The sequence below is a fragment of the Paraburkholderia acidicola genome (assembly GCF_002362315.1).
GTDB lineage: Bacteria > Pseudomonadota > Gammaproteobacteria > Burkholderiales > Burkholderiaceae > Paraburkholderia > Paraburkholderia acidicola.
Genome location: NZ_MTZV01000004.1, coordinates 914,047 through 932,190 on the forward strand (window position 1 = coordinate 914,047; position 18,144 = coordinate 932,190).

Below are 18,144 nucleotides of genomic sequence, written 5' to 3' on the forward strand. Positions count from 1 at the left end.
GTCTGCGCGGCCGGCGGCGGCCTGTCTCATCCTGCGTGCGCGCGGCGCGAACCTTCGTCCGTACCGCGCGCATGCCTGCACTGCCTGGCTTGCGGCGAGATGCAACGCGCATCCGCCACATACCGTCGCTTACTTCGACGCGAGGCCCATCTTCTCGCGCACGTCGGCGACGTTGTCACGCGTGGCGAGCATGCCCGTCGTCAGCGTGAGCAGCGGCGGTTCCTTGCCTTGCGTGACCCAGTCGTACATCAGCGTCGAGGTTTCTTCGCCATGGCGCTTAGGGCTGATAATCACGGTGCCGTAGAAGCCCGTCGGCGAGCCCTTCTTGAACTCGTTGAGCGCCGAGTCCGAACCGCCGATACCGATGCCGATCATGTTGTCGGCCTTGAAGCCGCGGCTTTCTGCTGCACGCACCGCGCCGAGCACACCTTCGTCGTTCAGCGCGTAAGCCACCCAGTGCTTGAACTGCGGATTCTTCGTCAGCGCGATGTTGGCTGCATTGAACGCGTTTTCCGTGTCCGTCTTCGACTGCGGTGCTGCGATCACGTTGGCCTTCGGGAAACCCGAGGCAACCAGTGCATCGGTCGCGCCGCTCGTGCGGTCATGTGCAGTGGGCAACTGCTCGTACGTCACGTCGATCGCGCCGACATCCTTCACGTCCCAGCCGCGCTTCTTGATTTCCGCAGCCAGGCCGTCGCCGACCTGCTTGCCGATGTTGTACGCCGAAATGCCCATGTGCGGCACGCTCGCGATCGGGTTGCCCGAGCCGTCGACGAGGCGGTCATCGACCGTCATCATCTTCAGGCCGTCGGCCTTCGCCTTTGCGACGATGCCCGGTCCGAGCTTGACGTCAGGCGTGCAGATCACGAAGCCCTGGGCCTTTTGCGCAGCGAGGTTATCGATTGCGCTCATGACCTTTTCACCGGACGGCGCGCCGATCTTCACGAGCGTAAAGCCCTTTTCCTTCGCTGCGATTTCAGCGAACTTCCACTCGTCCTGGAACCAGGGTTCTTCCGGTTGCTTCACGAGGAAGCCGATCTTCACCGGGTCAGCGGCCTGCGCGACCGGTGCGTTGAAGAGCACTCCTGTCGCCGCGGCGGCCAGCGTGAGAAAAATTCTACGTTTCATGATGCGTGTCTCCTGACTAATTGGTAACGAGAAGGTATCGGCCGCGTCTTCTTGTTGCCGGTTCGACACACGCGGCCCGTGCGTTAAACCGGTTCACACTTTTTCTACTACTCCTGCCGCGCGCTCTCCCGTGTTCGTCGCGCGCGTCCTGCTCTGCCTTGCCCTGCAGCAGGCTCGCGTCTCAGTCGTGATACAGCGCCGAGCGCCCGCCATCGACTGTGATGCAGCTTGCGTTAATAAACGGCGCTTCGTCCGATGCGAGGAACACCGCGGTCATCGCGACTTCTTCCGGACGACCGATGCGCTTCATCGGCTGCAACGCGAGCGTGGCTTGCTGCGCAGCGGCCGGATCGGGTTGCGCATTCCACCAGTCGTGTGTCAACTGCGTTTCGACATAACCTGGCGCGATCGCGTTGACGCGTACGTTGCGCGGCGCGTACTCGATACCGAGCGCGCGCGTGAGGCCGAGCACACCATGCTTCGCCACCGGATACGGAAAGCACCCGGGAATGATCTTGAACGCATGCGTCGACGCAATATTCACGATGCTGCCCGCGCCGCGCTCGACCATGCCTGGCAATACCGCGCGGCAGCCGTTCCACACACCGTCGAGATCGACAGCAAAACAGCGGCGCCAGTCTTCATCGGTCATCGTCAGTGGATCGCAGAACACGTTGATGCCCGCGTTGTTCACCAGAATGTCGAGCGGACCGAACGCGTGTTCCGCTTCGCTGACCGCATGCTGCACCGACGCCGATTGCGTCACGTCGGTCTGCACGGCGAGTGCGCGTGCGCTGTGCCGGGTTTCGATTTCCTGCGCGGTACGTTGCGCGGTCTCGAGATCGAGTTCAGCGAGCACGACCGCTGCGCCTTCGCGCGCAAACACATCGGCAATCGCCGCACCGATGCCGCGACCGGCACCGGTGATCAGCGCGACTTTGCCGGTCAGTCGATTCATGACTTCGCACCCGCCCGGGCAGCGCGCAATCCGTCGACGAACGCCTGTGCGTGCGCCGCCGTCGTTGCTACGCTCTGGCCCGGCTTGTACAGCGCGGAACCAAGCCCAAAACCGTTCGCACCCGCGGACAGGAACGGCCCCATGTTGTCCGGTGAAATTCCACCGACCGGCACGAGCGGCACCTCGGCGGCGATCACCGCGCGCCATGCCTTGACCACGTGTACGCCGAGCTGCTCGGCGGGAAACATCTTCAGTACGTCCGCGCCGTTCTTCAACGCGATGAACGCTTCCGTCGGCGTCGCGACGCCCGGTGCGCACGCCATGCCATGTGTTTTCGCTGCCGATACGACTTCGGGATCGCTATGCGGCATCACGATCAGTTCACCGCCTGCGGCCTTCACGTCGTGTACGAAGCTCGCATGCAGCACGGTCCCCGCGCCGACGATCGCATCGACCGGCAACGCTTCGCGAATCGCGGCGATGCTGTCGAACGGTCGAGGCGAATTGAGCGGCACTTCGACGATGCGAAAGCCCGCTTCGTAGAGCGCGCGTGCATGCTCGGCGGCATCGGCGGGTGTCACGCCGCGCAGGATGGCGATCAGCGGACATGCTTCGAAGGCCGCCATCAGACCCGTGTGCGGCAGATACGGTGCGGGCAGAGTGATGTGGGGTTGCATGTCGATTCCTTTGAATGTCGTCGGGTCGTCTGCGCTGCCGTTAGCCGGCGTGCACAGCGTGGGCCGCGCCTGCAACCGGTGCGACGAGACCTGCTTCGCTGGCGATACGCCACAGGCCGCGCTCGGTGGCCTGCTTCACCAGCACCGCTTCATGGCAGCCGAACTGTTCGAGCGCGAGGCGGTAACGTTCGCACAGCGCCTCGTTGCCGATCAGTCGTAGCGGGCGACCGGCGAGGGTTGTCTGTTGTTGTGCAAGCACCGCTTCGAGACCCGCGAGTTCGTGGCCAATCAGCAAACCAGACAGATAGTCGGGTTGCTTGTCGCCGGGAAGCTGACCGGTTAAGCCGAGCGTGCGGGTGCTGAACACGGTCGCGAGCAGACCCGCTTCGCCTCGTTGCCGCGCGATATTCACGCCGCGCACGAACGCATCGGTATCGGGTTGATCGGGCGTCTTCATCGTGCGGCCGAGAATCGTATGCTCGGACAGTGCCGCGAATACTTCGCCGGTCATGAACGTATGAAACCGTTCGATGCGGCCATCCTGCACGACGACCCACTTTGCGTGCGTGCCGGGTAGACCGACCAGCGTGCGGGTTTCACTATCGCCGTCGTCTGCAAAAGCCGCGTCGCCGGAAAGTGCGCCGTAAATCTGTGTTTCTTCACCGCGCATCACGTTTGGCAGTTCGCCGCGCTCCAGCACACCGGGCACGATATGCAGCGTCGTGCCGCGCGCAGACTGCACACGGACGATGCCGGCGACCAGCGCATCGGCGGCGGCGGGCGCATCGACATACGGCGCTTCCACCCAGCCCTGCGCACTACCGACCATCCCCGCTGCGATCACCGGCAGGGTCGGTGCAGCTTCGAGCCATGCGCCGCACACTGCATCGAACGCTGCGTCGAAACCGCCTGCGCTCGCCGCATGCGGCAGATTCATGATGCCCGCGCCCGATGCCTGCGTCGCCAGCACCTGGCCCTCTGCGTCGAACAGATACGCACGCAGCGACGTGGTACCCCAGTCGAGCGCGATCAAGGCGGCACGCGCGGCAAGCTCACGGCTGGATTGGGCGCCGACATCGCCGGCGGGCGCGAAAGGGACGGCAACTGCGTCTGTCGCCGTGCCGGGTGCCGGCACGGGTGAAGCCGATCTTGTCATCGTTTGATCCTGCGTGTGACGGGTTGCGGCGCACGCCAGCCGAGTTCTTCCGAGATCGCGCGCGCTTCGCGTTGCAGGACCGGAATCAGTTCGTCCATGCGTTCGAGCGACATGTAGGGAATCGTGCTCGCCACCGACACCGCCGCGACGATCGCCCCCGACGCGTCGCGCACTGGCGCGGCGACGCAGCGAATCGACGCTTCGTTTTCTTCGAGATCGAACGTGTAGCCGCCCGCTGCGTAGTTCGTCATGCGTTGCATGAAGGTCGGCGAATCGGGCCGGTTGTCGGGCTTGAAGCTGACACCAGCGAGCGCACGGCGCGATGCATCGAAAAGCGATTGCCATACGTCGGGCACGAGGTCGAGCATCATTGCCTTGCCGATGCCCGTGGATGCCAGCGGCATCCGGTGGCCGACGCGCGAACGCATTTCGAGGCCGCGCGTGCCGGGAATCTTGTCGATGTACAGCACGTCGTCGCCATCGCGCACACCGAGGTGAATCGTGTCGAGCGTCTGTTCGGCCAGCGACTCGAGATGCGGACGCGCGACCGCGGTCAGCGGCATCTGTTCGAGCGCGATCGTGCCGAGTTCGATGAGCTTCGGACCGAGCAGATAGCCGCCCTGTACCTGGCGCAGATAGCGCGCCTGGACGAGGCTGCTGACGAGCCGGTGCGTCGTGCTGCGCGTCGTTCCGAGCGCCGCGCCGAAGGTGCGCAGATCGCGCACGCCCGCGGCAGCGGCTTCGAGTATCGCGAGACCGCGCAACAACGTCTGCGTGCCGGCCTGCTGCGGCGTGATGTCGAGCAAGGTGCTGGGCAGAGCGATCGAATCGGCGGGATCGTGCGGGGCGGGCGTGGCCTGGGGTGCCGTCGCGCTGGTGCGTGCGCGGGACGGCGGGGCGGGCTGCACGCGTACTTCCTGTCTCGAGGTGAACGGCATGGCCGGGTTGTCTCCGTGTTTGCTGCCTCTGCCGCGTGGCGATGTGTCCTGCGGCGGGCTTGCTGGTTCGGATTGTAGGACGGAGTTTTCAGAATCTCCAATATGTGAGTGTTCGATTCATATATTGGGAAATCGGGCGTTTTTGGTCTTCAACCGCAAAAACAAAAGGGGCCGCATACGCGGCCCCTCCCGAACGGCCGAGATATCACGGCCGTTTCCATCCGTCTACATCGAGCGATCAGGCTCCCGCAGGCGCCTTGTACGCCACGCAATCCACCTCGACCTTGCAATCGATCACCATGCTCGACACCACACACGCGCGTGCCGGCGGGTTCTCACCGAAATACTCGCGAAACACCTTGTTGAACGAAGCGAAGTCACGCGGATCGTCGAGCCACACGCCGCAGCGCACGACGTCTTCCGCGCCATAGCCCGCTTCTTTCAGGATCGCGAACACGTTCTGGATCGCCTTGTGCGACTGCGCGACGATGCCGCCGTCGATCACTTCGCCGTTTTCCATCGGTGTCTGGCCCGACACGTACAGCCAGCCGTCGGCTTCGACTGCGCGCGCAAACGGCATATGCTGTCCGCCCGTTCCTTTACCGCCTTCCACACCATATCGCTTCATCGTTTCGCTCCTCAAGTTCATGACAAGGTGCGCGCGGATTCATCCCCGCGCACTGTTTCGATTTCAGAATGCGCCGTGCGCATCGCCGCGCGACGCGGCACCGCGCGCAACGAAATGCCCCGCTCGTTCGCCGGTCGGCTGGCCGTCGCGATACGACAGCACGCCGTTCACCCACACGGCGTCGATGCCGTCGGCGGCTTGTTGCGGCTTCTCGAACGTCGCCGTATCGCGCACCCGCGCCGGATCGAACAGCACCAGATCCGCGTGATAGCCGACCTGCACTTCGCCGCGCTGCGCGAGCCCGAAGCGTCGCGCCGACAAGCCGGTCATCTTGCGCACGGCTTCTTCGAGCGGGATCAACGCTGCATCGCGTGCGTAGTGGCCGAGCACGCGCGGAAACGCGCCCCACAACCGCGGATGCGGCAGCGGATCGTTCGGCAGGCCGTCGGAACCGACCATCGTCGCGGGATGCGCGAGGATGCGGCGCACGTCGTCTTCCGACATGTTGTGATAGACCGCGCCCGCCGGTTGCAGACGTTTCGCTGCTTCCTGCTGCGTCACGCCCCACTCCGCTGCGATGTCCTTCACGAGCTTGCCCGCGGCTTCGGGGTGCGGTTGCGACCACGTGATGGTGATGTCGATATCGCCCGTCACCTGCCGCAAATCGAGCGTCGTCGAGCTACGGTTGTATGGATAGCAATCGCAACCGATCGGCTGCAACCGGCGCGCACCATCCAGCGATTCGAGCACTTCGCGGCTGCGCCCCCAGTTCGACGGGCCCGCGCATTTCAGATGCGAGATCACAACCGGCACATGCGCATGCTTGCCGATGCGGTATGCCTCGTCCATCGCATCGAGGATCGCGTCGAACTCGGTGCGCATGTGTGTCGTGTATAGCGCGCCCGCTGCGGCGAGCGGCTCTGCGAGCGCCATCACTTCTTCAGTCGGCGCGGCGAATGCGGAGCTATACGCGAGCCCCGTACTCAGACCGAGCGCGCCATGCGCGAGCGCTTCTTCGAGCTGCGCGCGCATGCCGTCGATCTCGCTCGGCGTCGCCCCGCGGTCGAGCCTGTCCATGTGGTTGCTGCGCAGCGCCGTATGGCCGATCAACGCGCCGACATTCACCGCGGGCCGCGCTGCATTCACCGCTTCGACATAAGCGGCAAACGTCGGGTAGCTGAACGCATCGCGCTCGCCGAGCAGGCTCATCGGATCGGGCGGCTCGCCTTTCAGCGAGACCGGCGACGCGCTGATTCCACAATTGCCAACGATCACCGTCGTCACGCCCTGGGTGATTTTCGGCAGCATCTGCGGCGAGCGGATGACGTGCGTGTCGTCGTGCGTGTGGACATCGATGAAGCCGGGCGCAACCGCGCGGCCGTTCGCTTCGACGACCTCTTCCGCGAGCCAGTTCGACAGATTGCCGATCGCGGCGATGCGACCGTCGCGCACCGCGATATCGCGTTCGACAGGCGGCGCACCTGTGCCGTCGTACAACTGCGCACCGACGATCAATGTATCGGCAGCTTCGGGATGCGAGTGCATGAATCAGTCTCCTATTGGTTGTCGGTCGTCGCCGCCGCGATGCGCATCGAGCGCATGCTTCATGCGACGCAGCAGTTCGCGGCTCTCGTCACCGAGACTGACGGCGAGTTCGGTGACGAGCACGTCGAGTGCCATCATCATCGCGTAGCGTGACGACGATGGCTTGTAGATGAAATCGGTTTCGAAGGCGACGATCGGAATCAGCCAGTCGGCGAGCTTTGCGAGCGGCGAGGCTGGCGCGGTCAACATGATCAGCGTCGCGCCGTAGCTGCGCGCGATCCGGCAGCTCTCGACAATCTCAGGCACGCGGCCTGTAGCGGACAGTGCGATCACCACGCATTCGCGCGACACCGTGCTGGCCACCATCCGCTGCAGCAACCCTTCCTGGTAGGTTGCGACCGGACGGCCGAGGCGCACGAGCCGGAAGCGCATTTCATCGGCGAGTGCGGTCGAACCACCGCCCATGCCGAACACGTAGATCATGCGCGCTTCGCGTAACGCCGCTGCGGCTTGAGCGAGCGGCGCCTGGCGCAGCAAGGCGTGATTGTGGGTCAAAGCCGTCTGCACTTCGTCGAAGACGCGTGTGGCAAGCGGCTCGGGTGTATCCGCAGAGGTACTGGCCTTCAGGAAGCGCTGTCCGACCGCGGCCGCCTGCGCAAGCCGCAGCTTCAGTTCGCGCACGTCGCGGCACCCGACCGCTTTCGCAAAGCGCGTCACAGTTGCCGCGCTCACCTCCGCCTGCTGCGCAAGCGCACCGATGCTCGCGCGCGATGCGCCGGTCAGATCGTCGAGAATCAGCGCCGCCACCTTGCGCTCGGCCGAACGCAGATCGGGCGCGCATTCGGCGATGCGCGCGACGATATCGAAGGCAAGCGGTTCGGTCGTTGAATTCATCGGCAAGGCCGTGGGTGGGGTACCACGAACGCTGGTACTAAATAACATTTCGCAGATCATCGTACTTTCTGTACCATATTAAAGTCAACTTCGAATCGATTTAACTGGATGATGGAGCCGGATTACATGAAAGTTACAAACTATCAGGGCGCGACGATTGATCCTTATAGCAAGGGCTTGGGCATGGTTCCCGGTACCAGCATCCAGTTGACGGATGCCGCGCGTCTCGAATGGAATCTGCTCGACGAAGACGTCAGCCTGCCGGCCGCTGTGCTGTATGCGGAGCGTGTCGAACACAACCTCAAGTGGATGCAGGCGTTCGTCACGGAGTACGGTCTCAAGCTCGCACCGCACGGCAAGACGACGATGGCGCCGCAGCTGTTTCGCCGGCAGATCGAAACCGGTGCGTGGGGCATCACGCTCGCGACCGCGCATCAGGTGCGGGCTGCGTATCACGGCGGTGTGTCGCGTGTGCTGATGGCAAATCAACTGGTCGGCAAGCGCAACATGCTGATGATCGCGGAGCTGCTGAGCGATCCGAACTTCGAATTCTTTTGCCTTGTCGATTCCGTCGATGGTGTCGAGCAGTTGGGGAAATTCTTCGGCTCGGTGGGCAAGTCGCTGCAGGTTCTGCTTGAACTCGGCGTGCCGGGCGGCCGCACCGGCGTGCGCAACGAGGCACAGCGTGACGCGGTGCTCGACGCGATTGCGCGCTATCCGGATGCGTTGAAGCTCGCCGGCGTCGAGATGTATGAAGGCGTGTTGAAGGAAGAAGACGAAGTACGCGCGTTTCTGCGCAGCGCGGTGACGACGACGCTCGCACTTGCCGATGCAGGCCGTTTCGCGCGCACGCCGGCGGTGCTGTCGGGTGCGGGATCGGCGTGGTACGACGTGGTCGCGGAAGAATTCTCGAAGGCGTCGGATGGCGAGCGCATCGAGATCGTACTGCGCCCCGGCTGCTATCTGACGCACGATGTCGGCGTGTACCGGAAGGCGCAGACCGATATCTTCGCGCGCAATCCAGTGGCGAAGAAAATGGGCGAAGGGCTATTGCCGGCGTTGCAGTTGTGGGCCTACGTGCAGTCGATTCCTGAACCCGATCGCGCGATTATCGGTCTCGGCAAGCGCGATTCCGCCTTCGATTCGGGCATGCCAGAGCCGGCGCGTCACTATCGGCCAGGCACTGGTGGACAGCCGCGCGACATCGCCGCGAGCGAAGGTTGGGAAATATTCGGACTGATGGACCAGCATGCGTATCTGCGCATCCCGGCAGGCGCCGATCTGAAAGTCGGCGACATGATCGCCTTCGACATCTCGCATCCGTGCCTGACGTTCGACAAATGGCGTCAGTTGCTGGTTGTCGATCCGGCTTATCGCGTGACGGAAGTCATCGAGACGTTTTTCTGACGCGTCGCGCGTCTGCGCCAAGAACCTCACCGTACACGGTGAGGTTCGCGGTTTAACTCTCGTCGGCTTCTGTGATCGCCGTCGCAGCGACCTCGCCGATGCGGGTCTCCAGCATCCCCAACGCACCGGACAGCGCGACCACCGCATCGTCCGGTAGCGCCCCCATCGTGTCATCAAAGAACGCCTGGCGACGCGGCATGCTCGCTTCCGCCACCGCACGCCCTTCGTCGGTGAGCTTCACGTTGGTAACGCGGTTGTCGCGTGTGTCCATACTGCGCGCGATCCAGCCCATTTGTTCGAGTGTCTTGAGCTGACGCGTGAGCGCGCCCGGGTCAATGCGCAGACGCTCGACCAGCCGCTTCTGCGACGACTCCCCTTCGTGCTCGTGTAGCGCGAGCAGAATCCGCCAACGCGGCATCGGGTGGCCGACATATTGTTCGAACGCCGCCATGAACGCGCGATACGTGCGGCCGAACTGCTGAACAATGGCGACGCGGTCGTGTACTTCCATAAGAATCTGCCTGGGCGAAATCGGTGTATCAGATCAGTCCACGTGAACCGTCGGTTCAACCTGTCGATGCAGCTTGATGGGCGGCACGCGCCGGCTCTGCCAGATCGACACGACGGCGATCACCGCGGCCAGTGCGAGCCCGACATGGATCGCACCGACGAGCGCTTCGCGCGCCGACTCCAGCAGCATGCCGCCATTGTGTCCGGCATGCGCGAGCTGGCCGAGCAAGGTCTGCTGCTCGTCGTGATTGATCAGGATCTGCGGATCGCCGAGATCGGTAATCCACTGCATCGCGTGATCGCTTTCCAGCGCATTGCGCACGCCGCTCGCATACATGTGCGTGACGAGCGTGCCGGTAAGCGCTGTGCCGAGCATCCCACCGATCATCCGCAGCGATTGCAGCAGCGCGGTCGCAATGCCGAGGTGCTCGCGGCCCGCGGTCTGCTGCGCAAAGATGGTCAGATTCGGCATCACGAAGCCAAGCCCCAGGCCGCCGATAACCATGAACGACATCAGCAGCCATTGCGGCATCGAGCGCGTCGCGACGACGACGCCGAGGCACGCGATCGCGAGCAGCGCAAAGCCGACAAACAGCATCAGATTCGGATTGCGTACCCGCGACACGATGCGGCCGTTCGCGATACTGCCGATCGTGATGAACACGACGAGCGGTGTGATGACGAGACCCGCCTCTTTCGGCGACATGCCGAACCCGCCCTGAAACAGCAGCGGTGCGTAAAACAGCATCGAGAACATCGTGAAGCCGCCGAGCACCGACAGCGTAAACAGCGCGGACAGGCTGCGATTGCGGAACATGTCGACGGGCAGGATGGCTTGCGGGAACGACTTTTCCCAGCGCCACAAGCCGTATGCCGATGCGATGCTGATTGCGAGCAGCGCGATCGTACCGACGGACACCCCGTGCTTCGGCAGCATTTCGACGAAGAGTTGCAGGCAACCGAGCGCGGCGGCGATCAGCAAGGCGCCGGGCCAGTCGAGTCGCATCTTGCCTTTATGCACGACCTGCCGCAGATGCGGCAGATAACGCCAGACGAAGAACAGCGAGAGCAGACCGACGGGCAGATTCACGTAGAACACCGAGCGCCAGCCCGAATACTGCGTGAGAAAGCCGCCGAGCGACGGTCCGACCGCATTCGCGATGCCGAACGCCGAGCTCATCATCACCTGCCAGCGCAGGCGCACGACCGAATCGGGGAACAGGTCGGGAATGCACGCGAACGCGGTGCCGACCAGCATGCCACCACCGATCCCCTGCAGCCCACGCGCGATCACGAGGAACAGCATGCTGTTGGCGGCGCCGCACAGCACCGACGCGCCGGTGAACAGCACGATCGACGCAATCACGAACGGCTTGCGCCCGTAATAGTCGCCGAGCCGGCCGAAGATCGGAACGGTGATGACGGAGGTCAGCAGGTAGGAGGTTGCGACCCACGCGTAGAGGTCGAAGCCTTTCAGCTCGGACACGATGGTGGGCAACGCCGTGCCGACCACGGTCTGGTCGAGCGCGACGAGCATCGTCACGAAGGAGATGCCGAGCATCGCTAGTAGCGATTCACGGAACGGTAAAACTTGCCCACTCGAGTGGTGGGCCGCAGTATGGACAGCCATTTTTGATCGTGCAACAGTTGACTCGTCAAACGATCGGGAATCATACCATAGCGGGAAGTTCTAAACTGGCCCGGTCGGCGGTTAAAGTCGGCCAAGCCGTACTTGCAACACTCGCAACGATGACCGGGAGGTCCATGGAGTCGAATCCGCTCGCCACACCCGTCTTGTCCCCCGACGATCTGAACGCGCTGCGCCGCGCGAAACACGAACTCGAAAGCCCCGCGCTGACGATGAAGCTCGCGAGTATCGTCGGTGCGCCGCTGGAAAAACTGCTGGCCCGGATGCCTGCGTTCGCCAACGAGAAGGTCGGCGATGCCACCCAGCTCGCGTTGCGCAAATGCCTGCAACTCGCGTTGCGCACGCTCAACCGGGCGGATCCAGCAGCCTCTTCAACTACACCGGCTACGCTGGATAAGCCGAGCAACCTGCTGCACAAGTTCGCAGTTGCGACGACCGGCGCGGCAGGCGGCGCGTTCGGCCTGTTTGCCCTACCGGTCGAACTGCCGGTCACGACAACCTTGATGTTCCGTTCGATCTGCGACATCGCGCGTAGCGAAGGAGAGGATCTGTCGTCGGTGGAAACGCAGTTGCAGTGTCTAACCGTGCTCGGTATGGGCAGCGCGTCGAACGCCGACGACGACGCCGATTTCGGCTACTTCATCATGCGCGGTGCGCTGGCGCAGGCGGTATCGAAGGCATCATCGGAGATTGCGAGCAAGGGATTTGCCACACATGGTTCGGCCGCTTTACTGCGGCTTGTGAACACGATTGCCGCGCGCTTTTCGGTGCAGGTCAGCGAGCAGGTCGCGGCGAAATCGATTCCGGCGATCGGTGCAGTACTGGGCGCGATGGTCAACACGGTTTTCATCGATCACTTCCAGCAGGTCGCGCACGGCCACTTCACCGTGCGCAGGCTGGAGCGTCAGTACGGCACCGAAACCGTCGAAGCCGCATATCAGACGATCGACATTTCGCTCGCGGGCTGAGCGGTCTCTACGCGCGTGACCTGACGCACGAAATCGGCGGCGCGATCGAGTGCGCGGCGGGCCTCGGGAATGAACGGCGTCCAGATCTGCCAGACGTGCGGCATCTTCGGCCAGATTTCGAAGTCGACGGTCACGCCGACTGCGCGAGCGCTGTCGGCGACCCGGCGCGAATCGTCGAGCAGCACTTCGGTGCTCGCAGCCTGCATGAAGAGCGGCGGCAAGCCGTGCAGGTCGGCATACAGCGGCGACGCATACGGATTCGTGGCGGGCGTATCGGCCAGATAGAGCTTCGCCGCACGGCCGATTGCCGGACCGCTGAACATCGGGTCGGCGCCATCGTTGGTGCGGATCGTCGCGCCGGTCGCGGCAAGATCGGTCCACGCCGAAAACAGGATCGCGCCGGCCGGCAGTACGTCGCCGGCATCGCGCAGTGCGACCAGCGTCGCGAGAGCCAGTCCGCCGCCGGCCGAATCGCCGGCAATCACGATTGACCCGGGCGAGATGCCCTGCGTAACCAGCCGGCGATAGGCCGCGAGCGCATCGTCGAGTGCAGCGGGAAACGGATGCTCGGGAGCGAGGCGATAGTCGAGCGAGAACACGCGCGCATCGGTGCGCGTGCCCAACCCGAAGGTGATGGCCCGGTGCGTACGCGGCGAGCAGAAGTAATACCCGCCGCCGTGCAGATACAGAATGACGGGCGCTGTCGGCGCCGCGCCGGCACGCTCGAACCATTCACCATACAGTGGCGCGTCGTCCGGACCGTACTGCTCACGCAGCGTCCAGCCCGCCGGCACGCGGGGCACCCGGGCGCCTTTGTTCATCACGGCGCGGGCCGCTTCGGCATTGACTGTTGTCCGCAACGTGTGCGGACGGAATTTCCTGCGGATGAACCAGCAGGCGATCGTGCTTTGCCAACTCATTGGAACGTGCTCCTCGGACGGCCAGGCGGCCATGGTACGTGCGATCGGCAACGCACCGTTCGACGGGCCGCTCTAAACGCAGCGGCCGTGAAGCTGTCTAGTTGGCCGGCAGGATCTGCCCGCGAATTTCACCTGACGGGTTCTGCGCTGTGTGCACATTGAAATACCACTGGCCGGCCATCAGATCGGCGGCCTGCTGATCGGTCAACGTCGCTGCGCCCTTGATCGGACTGGCGAGCGCGCTCTTGTCGATCGGCACCTGGACTTTCGCGTTCTGTCCGACCGGCGCAGGCCCGTGGAAATGCGCCATCGTTGCGGGGCCCGTCAGGCCTTCGTAAGTCGCGGTCCACTGCAGCGCTTTCGTCGACGTATCGAACGATGCATTCAGCATGCCGTGCCCATGACTCACGCGCGGCGGCACTTCGCTGGACGGTTCGAGGTCGGCCTTGAGCGCCACCGTATCGGCGAACGCCACGCCCGTTGCGAGCGCCCACAACACGACAGCCAGATTCAATTTGCGTATCGCAATCATCTTTTTCTCCGGACTCGTATCGCACCGCACAAGCGGTTGCCCGCGCGGGGTGAACACATACTAGGGCAATTTCAGACCCGCCGCGCGGCTCGATCGAACCTGCGCGCAGGGTGTGCAGGCGCGTGAATTCCCGCTGCCTGACGACGATACCCTCCACATTCTCCAATAGACAATTGCGCGATTCGCACTGAATGCCGTAGCAAACCCCTGCTACGCTACGTCTGCGAGAAGTGACTCCTTCATCGAAGGATGTCTCCAAGTTTAAACGCGGCTTCGGCCGCGTTTTTTTTCGCTAGGCGAGTGACGCCGCCTGCGCCTCGATATCGTCCAGCATCGCGTTGCAGGTATCGAGCAAGGCGAGCCCATCGGCGCGCAAACATTCGATGGGCTTCGTGACGATACCGCGCCGGTACGCTTCGAGCACATCGAGTAGCGGCGGATATTGCAGCACGCTTGCGGCACCCGCGACGCGATGGTGCCACTCCATCAGACGCTCCACATCGGGATCGTCGAGCAATGATTGCAGCGCGCGGACGTCGTCGCGTACCGCGGACACAAAAGCCTCCAGTAGCGTCTTCACCGTCGTTTCGCTGCCCCATAACTCGATCATGCAGGTGAGATCGATCGATGCATCCGGTCGTGGCGTCTCTTGTACCGACGACGCGGACGACGTGTCTGCAACAGGCCCACCGAACCATTTGCCGAGAAGCTCGCTTAAGGTAGCGAGGCGCACGGGTTTGACGATGCAGCCGTCCATGCCGGCTTCGCGGCACAGACGTAGATCGTCGGGGCCGGTGTTCGCCGTGATGCCGAGAATCGGCATTCGTTGCGTTATGCCGTGCGTGTCCCGCTCGTTCTCCCGTACCCACCTTGCCAGCTCGTAGCCCGATATTCCCGGCATATGACAATCTGAAATCAGGCAACTGTAGTGCGTCTGCTTGAGTGCGGCGAGCGCCTGCGCACCGTCATCCGCGATATCACAGGCAAAGCCAAGCAAAGTCAGTTGATGGCGAATCAACGCCTGGTGAACCGGATCGTCTTCGGCGACTAGCACGAGTGTTTTGCTGGCAATCGCGAGATTGCGATCGGGCGACGCGGGTGTGTCATCGGCGGATGTGGGCGACGACGGTATCGGCCGTTCGTGTGGCGCATCCAACGCGACCGGTAAAACAACGCGCAATGTCACGCAGGTACCGACACCCGGTGCGCTGCGCAACTCAAGCGTGCCGCCCATCAGATGAGCAAGCCGTCTGCAGATCGCAAGACCGAGGCCCGCGCCGCCGAAACGCCGAGCCGTCGATGGCTCCGCCTGCACGAATGGCTCGAAGATCTGGGACTGCATATCCGGCGCAATGCCGATGCCCGAGTCCGTCACTGCGATCTCAACGGCCTGGTGCTGTGCACCGGCATCCGCAACCGAGACACGCACGTCGATCTGCCCAACCGACGTGAACTTGATCGCATTGCCGAGCAGGTTGAGAAGGATCTGCCGCAACTTGGTACTGTCGCCTCGCAGTGTCGCCGCAAGGCGAGATGCGATGTCCGTCCGGACACTCAATCCTTTCTCGTGCGCACGGATCGCCAGCAGGCCCACCGTGCTGTCGATCAATTCCCGCATGTCGAACGGTCCGGATTCGACGGTGAGGTGCCCGGCTTCGATTTTCGAGTAGTCGAGCAGGTCGTCGAGAATCTGCCGCAACGTGGTCGCCGAGCCGTTGATCATGCCGAGCATCTCGCGCTGTTCCCCGGTGAGTGGCATGCGCTCCAGCATGTCGACGAGGCCCTGCACACCGTTCATCGGAGTACGCAATTCATGGCTCATCGTCGCGAGAAAATCGTCCTTCGTTTGCGACGTGGTCTGGGCGAGATTGAGTTGCGACGTGAGCCGCTGCTTATCCTGTTTGCGCTCGATGATTTCACGCCGCAGCAGGCGGAGTGTGCGCAACGCAATCAGAAGGGCGGCGATGACTGCGAGCAGTAACGGCAGCAGGCACAACGTGTAGATACGCCACTCGCTATTGTCGCTAGCCACAGCGCGCGCGTCATGCCTGCGAGTGCGTACCGCGCTATCCGCGACCACACTTTGCGCGCTTGCTTTAGACAACAGCATGTTGCAATCGTCACAGCGCGGGTTGATCACCGGGCGATCGTTATTTCGCGCGCCCGTGTGATTGACCGCCACCGCAGTGTGTATCGACAGAAATGCGCCGCTTGCTCGCTCGGCGCTTCGGCGCGGATCGTCCGTTGCCTGCGCAATATCGCTTGCAAGAAACATGACTGCCATGGTCATGGTACGTAGCAGCGATTGCGACGCACCCAACAGAAGCGACACGCCAACCGCCCGTTCCCGTGGCACACGAGATACGCCCGGGCCCTGCTCGCCGGACCACGCGAGCTGCATCGAACCCGCGCAAATCGACAACCCCTTCCCCACACATGCCATACCACCCTCCATTCAGCGCTTTGCAGCGGCACCCTGCCGTCTACCCAGAACTAATAGGAAGAATCGCAAATGGCAATCTGTGTGTCGTATCCGTCGATGCCTGATCTACAGCGTGTTGTTTATCGACGCAAATCGTTACGCCAGACCTATCTGATTCGCATAACTCATCAGCTCAGCGTCGGTCTCAAGACCGAGCTTGCGCATCGCATTGCGCTTCTGCGTGCTGACCGTTTTCACACTACGGCCCAGGGTTGAGGCAATCTGCGTAACGCCGAAACCGCGTGCGTAAAACCGGAACACCTCCCACTCACGCGCACTCAGCATGCCGATACGTGGCTGAGTCGACGCGTCGTCTGACTCCGGTACGATCTGTACGCGCTCAGACAGATAAGGCGTGCGGGTTCTGGCCGCATCAATCGCATCGATCAGTTCATGCACGGTGTCGCGCTTGTCGACGATCGCGGTCACGCCGAGCACCAGTAATCCGCTCAACACGGGCGGATGTCGCAGCATCGTGAGCACGACGATCGGTGGACAGGCAGGATCGCGCAAGATCCGGCGCAGTAGCGAGACCGCACTGTTTTCGCCGTTGACAGCCGGCATGCCGATATCGGTGACGATCACATCGCAAGGGCAGGTATCGAAGAGTTCGGCGAGCGATGCGGTATCGGACGCGGTACCGACCAGCGACATATGCGCAACGGAGGAAAGCAGATGGCGTACGCAGACGCGAATCGCACTGTGATCGTCGGCGACGATGACGCGGATATGCTGTTTCATTTGATTGTCGTTATACCCATGACGTCCCTGCACTACGTGCATCCCCGGGACGTATCGAACTCACGGTGTCGCGTCTTTACGATGCTGACCGTCAACTGGCCGGCATGCGGCGACTCCGCGTCGTCGGCTCGCGCTGTGTGTTCATAGCGACGAGTCCGCGCACAAGCGTGCGGTATCGGCTAACCCGTCGATATAAGACAGTTCTGAATTGTGGCCGCGCTGGAATAACCCGACATCCGATACGTCAGGAAATTCCGTATGCGCGCACGTAGATGAACAGCCCGGCATCGTTGCTCACACCAAACTTGATCATCGCATTGCGCTTTTGCCGGCTGACGGTGCGGATATCGCGTCTAAGTGTGTGCGCGATTTCGGAGATGGACTGACCGCCCGCGAAGAGACTGACGACTTCCATCTCGCGCGGCGACAACCGGCGTATCGGCCCGAGACCGACCGGGTCGCCGCTCGCGGTGGCGAGCGCATCGAGTATCGGCTGGCCAACGTAAGGGCGGCCATACCCGGCGCAGCGAATCGCCACGACCAGATCTTCCATCGACTCAGTCTTGTTGAGCATGCCGGTCACGCCGTGCGACATGATCGCGCGCAGGATTGCGGCATTCGTGAGAGCAGTCAGCACGACGATGCGCACCTCGGGCCAGTCGCGGCACACACGCCGCACAAGGCGCAGGCCATCCTCCGCGAGGCCGCTGGCCTCGGGCATGGTCAGATCGGTGACGAGCACGTCACACGGCGTGGTTTTCAACAGATCGATCAGCGCCGTCGGGCTATCCGCTTCTCCGACAATGTCGATGCCGTCCTGCGCGGCGAGCGCGGCCCGAATTCCCAGCAATACAAACGGATGATCGTCCGCCACGATGACGCGAAGGTTCCCCATGTTTTTCTCTTAGTCCCCTACTGATGCGAAGCGCGCCGCACAGGCGGCGCGTTCCGCCATCAGAGCACCGCCTTTGGTCGACAAAAATAGGAGGTGTCTGAATCGACGGGGCGTTGC

General features: G+C 63.1%; 16 protein-coding genes and 1 pseudogene. 2 read left to right on the forward strand and 15 right to left on the reverse strand.

Annotated features, from left to right (window positions below; translation table 11 throughout):
* Positions 1 to 129: 129 nt before the first annotated feature.
* From BWP39_RS14360 to BWP39_RS14395, 8 genes are all read right to left on the reverse strand, one after another.
* The gene (locus BWP39_RS14360; protein ID WP_096721186.1) at positions 130 to 1,128 is read right to left on the reverse strand and encodes an arabinose ABC transporter substrate-binding protein; all 999 of its coding nucleotides are present in this window, start codon (positions 1,126 to 1,128) and stop codon (positions 130 to 132) included.
* A 181-nt stretch (positions 1,129 to 1,309) separates the two neighbouring features.
* Positions 1,310 to 2,086, reverse strand: a complete 777-nt coding sequence (locus BWP39_RS14365) for an SDR family oxidoreductase (RefSeq protein WP_096721188.1) — start codon at positions 2,084 to 2,086, stop codon at positions 1,310 to 1,312.
* Positions 2,083 to 2,763 (reverse strand): 2-dehydro-3-deoxy-6-phosphogalactonate aldolase, encoded by a 681-nt coding sequence (locus tag BWP39_RS14370; RefSeq protein WP_096722584.1) that lies wholly within the window; start codon positions 2,761 to 2,763, stop codon positions 2,083 to 2,085. The genes BWP39_RS14365 and BWP39_RS14370 overlap by 4 nt, the downstream gene beginning before the upstream one ends.
* Before the next feature lie 40 nt (positions 2,764 to 2,803).
* Entirely contained in the window at positions 2,804 to 3,919 is a 1,116-nt protein-coding gene (locus BWP39_RS14375; RefSeq protein WP_096721191.1) for a 2-dehydro-3-deoxygalactonokinase, read from the reverse strand.
* Positions 3,916 to 4,857 carry an IclR family transcriptional regulator gene (locus tag BWP39_RS14380; RefSeq protein WP_096721193.1) on the reverse strand — a complete coding sequence of 314 codons (942 nt, stop codon included), beginning with the start codon at positions 4,855 to 4,857 and terminating at the stop codon, positions 3,916 to 3,918. Before BWP39_RS14380 ends, BWP39_RS14375 begins: the two co-directional genes overlap by 4 nt.
* 238 nt (positions 4,858 to 5,095) lie before the next feature.
* Positions 5,096 to 5,485, reverse strand: a complete 390-nt coding sequence (locus tag BWP39_RS14385) for a RidA family protein (protein WP_096722586.1) — start codon at positions 5,483 to 5,485, stop codon at positions 5,096 to 5,098.
* A gap of 63 nt (positions 5,486 to 5,548) precedes the next feature.
* On the reverse strand, positions 5,549 to 7,030 hold the full coding sequence (locus BWP39_RS14390; RefSeq protein WP_096721195.1) for an N-acyl-D-amino-acid deacylase family protein: 1,482 nt from the start codon (positions 7,028 to 7,030) through the stop codon (positions 5,549 to 5,551).
* A 3-nt stretch (positions 7,031 to 7,033) separates the two neighbouring features.
* A complete protein-coding gene (locus tag BWP39_RS14395; RefSeq protein ID WP_096721197.1) occupies positions 7,034 to 7,924 on the reverse strand; it encodes a MurR/RpiR family transcriptional regulator in 891 nt (296 codons plus the stop codon).
* A gap of 126 nt (positions 7,925 to 8,050) precedes the next feature.
* Here BWP39_RS14395 and BWP39_RS14400 point away from each other — a divergent pair, with 126 nt between their 5' ends.
* Entirely contained in the window at positions 8,051 to 9,331 is a 1,281-nt protein-coding gene (locus BWP39_RS14400) for an amino acid deaminase (protein WP_096722588.1), read from the forward strand.
* 52 nt (positions 9,332 to 9,383) lie between these two features.
* Here BWP39_RS14400 and BWP39_RS14405 read toward each other — a convergent pair whose 3' ends face one another.
* Positions 9,384 to 9,842: a MarR family winged helix-turn-helix transcriptional regulator gene (locus BWP39_RS14405; RefSeq protein ID WP_096721199.1), complete on the reverse strand. Its 459-nt coding sequence runs from the start codon at positions 9,840 to 9,842 to the stop codon at positions 9,384 to 9,386.
* 33 nt (positions 9,843 to 9,875) lie between these two features.
* Positions 9,876 to 11,471, reverse strand: a complete 1,596-nt coding sequence (locus BWP39_RS14410) for an MDR family MFS transporter (protein WP_096721201.1) — start codon at positions 11,469 to 11,471, stop codon at positions 9,876 to 9,878.
* Positions 11,472 to 11,605: 134 nt separating this feature from the next.
* Here BWP39_RS14410 and BWP39_RS14415 point away from each other — a divergent pair, with 134 nt between their 5' ends.
* A complete protein-coding gene (locus BWP39_RS14415) occupies positions 11,606 to 12,457 on the forward strand; it encodes an EcsC family protein (protein WP_096721203.1) in 852 nt (283 codons plus the stop codon).
* On the opposite strand, the gene BWP39_RS14420 is transcribed toward BWP39_RS14415, so the two are convergent.
* The 5 genes and pseudogenes from BWP39_RS14420 to BWP39_RS14440 form a co-directional block, all read right to left on the reverse strand.
* Complete coding sequence (locus BWP39_RS14420; protein ID WP_096721205.1) at positions 12,427 to 13,377, reverse strand: alpha/beta hydrolase; 951 nt, start codon at positions 13,375 to 13,377, stop codon at positions 12,427 to 12,429. The two genes, BWP39_RS14415 and BWP39_RS14420, sit on opposite strands and share 31 nt — an antisense overlap.
* A 97-nt stretch (positions 13,378 to 13,474) precedes the next feature.
* On the reverse strand, positions 13,475 to 13,909 hold the full coding sequence (locus tag BWP39_RS14425; RefSeq protein ID WP_096722590.1) for a CHRD domain-containing protein: 435 nt from the start codon (positions 13,907 to 13,909) through the stop codon (positions 13,475 to 13,477).
* Positions 13,910 to 14,201: 292 nt separating this feature from the next.
* Positions 14,202 to 15,779, reverse strand: a pseudogene (locus tag BWP39_RS14430) (ATP-binding protein); the annotation flags it as partial.
* Between the two features lie 708 nt (positions 15,780 to 16,487).
* Positions 16,488 to 17,132: a response regulator transcription factor gene (locus BWP39_RS14435; protein ID WP_096721209.1), complete on the reverse strand. Its 645-nt coding sequence runs from the start codon at positions 17,130 to 17,132 to the stop codon at positions 16,488 to 16,490.
* Positions 17,133 to 17,376: 244 nt separating this feature from the next.
* Positions 17,377 to 18,027, reverse strand: a complete 651-nt coding sequence (locus BWP39_RS14440) for a response regulator (RefSeq protein WP_207556815.1) — start codon at positions 18,025 to 18,027, stop codon at positions 17,377 to 17,379.
* Positions 18,028 to 18,144: the final 117 nt, after the last annotated feature.

What these genes read in the sequence shown, in the direction of transcription:
- BWP39_RS14385 (WP_096722586.1), bottom strand. Translation starts at nt 5,485, where the DNA reads ATGAAGCGATATGGTGTGGAAGGCGGTAAAGGAACGGGCGGACAGCAT.
- BWP39_RS14405 (WP_096721199.1), bottom strand. Translation starts at nt 9,842, where the DNA reads ATGGAAGTACACGACCGCGTCGCCATTGTTCAGCAGTTCGGCCGCACG.
- BWP39_RS14370 (WP_096722584.1), bottom strand. Translation starts at nt 2,763, where the DNA reads ATGCAACCCCACATCACTCTGCCCGCACCGTATCTGCCGCACACGGGT.
- BWP39_RS14440 (WP_207556815.1), bottom strand. Translation starts at nt 18,027, where the DNA reads ATGGGGAACCTTCGCGTCATCGTGGCGGACGATCATCCGTTTGTATTG.
- BWP39_RS14400 (WP_096722588.1), top strand. Translation starts at nt 8,051, where the DNA reads ATGAAAGTTACAAACTATCAGGGCGCGACGATTGATCCTTATAGCAAG.
- BWP39_RS14415 (WP_096721203.1), top strand. Translation starts at nt 11,606, where the DNA reads ATGGAGTCGAATCCGCTCGCCACACCCGTCTTGTCCCCCGACGATCTG.
- BWP39_RS14395 (WP_096721197.1), bottom strand. Translation starts at nt 7,924, where the DNA reads ATGAATTCAACGACCGAACCGCTTGCCTTCGATATCGTCGCGCGCATC.
- BWP39_RS14360 (WP_096721186.1), bottom strand. Translation starts at nt 1,128, where the DNA reads ATGAAACGTAGAATTTTTCTCACGCTGGCCGCCGCGGCGACAGGAGTG.
- BWP39_RS14425 (WP_096722590.1), bottom strand. Translation starts at nt 13,909, where the DNA reads ATGATTGCGATACGCAAATTGAATCTGGCTGTCGTGTTGTGGGCGCTC.
- BWP39_RS14365 (WP_096721188.1), bottom strand. Translation starts at nt 2,086, where the DNA reads ATGAATCGACTGACCGGCAAAGTCGCGCTGATCACCGGTGCCGGTCGC.
- BWP39_RS14410 (WP_096721201.1), bottom strand. Translation starts at nt 11,471, where the DNA reads ATGGCTGTCCATACTGCGGCCCACCACTCGAGTGGGCAAGTTTTACCG.
- BWP39_RS14390 (WP_096721195.1), bottom strand. Translation starts at nt 7,030, where the DNA reads ATGCACTCGCATCCCGAAGCTGCCGATACATTGATCGTCGGTGCGCAG.
- BWP39_RS14380 (WP_096721193.1), bottom strand. Translation starts at nt 4,857, where the DNA reads ATGCCGTTCACCTCGAGACAGGAAGTACGCGTGCAGCCCGCCCCGCCG.
- BWP39_RS14375 (WP_096721191.1), bottom strand. Translation starts at nt 3,919, where the DNA reads ATGACAAGATCGGCTTCACCCGTGCCGGCACCCGGCACGGCGACAGAC.
- BWP39_RS14435 (WP_096721209.1), bottom strand. Translation starts at nt 17,132, where the DNA reads ATGAAACAGCATATCCGCGTCATCGTCGCCGACGATCACAGTGCGATT.
- BWP39_RS14420 (WP_096721205.1), bottom strand. Translation starts at nt 13,377, where the DNA reads ATGAGTTGGCAAAGCACGATCGCCTGCTGGTTCATCCGCAGGAAATTC.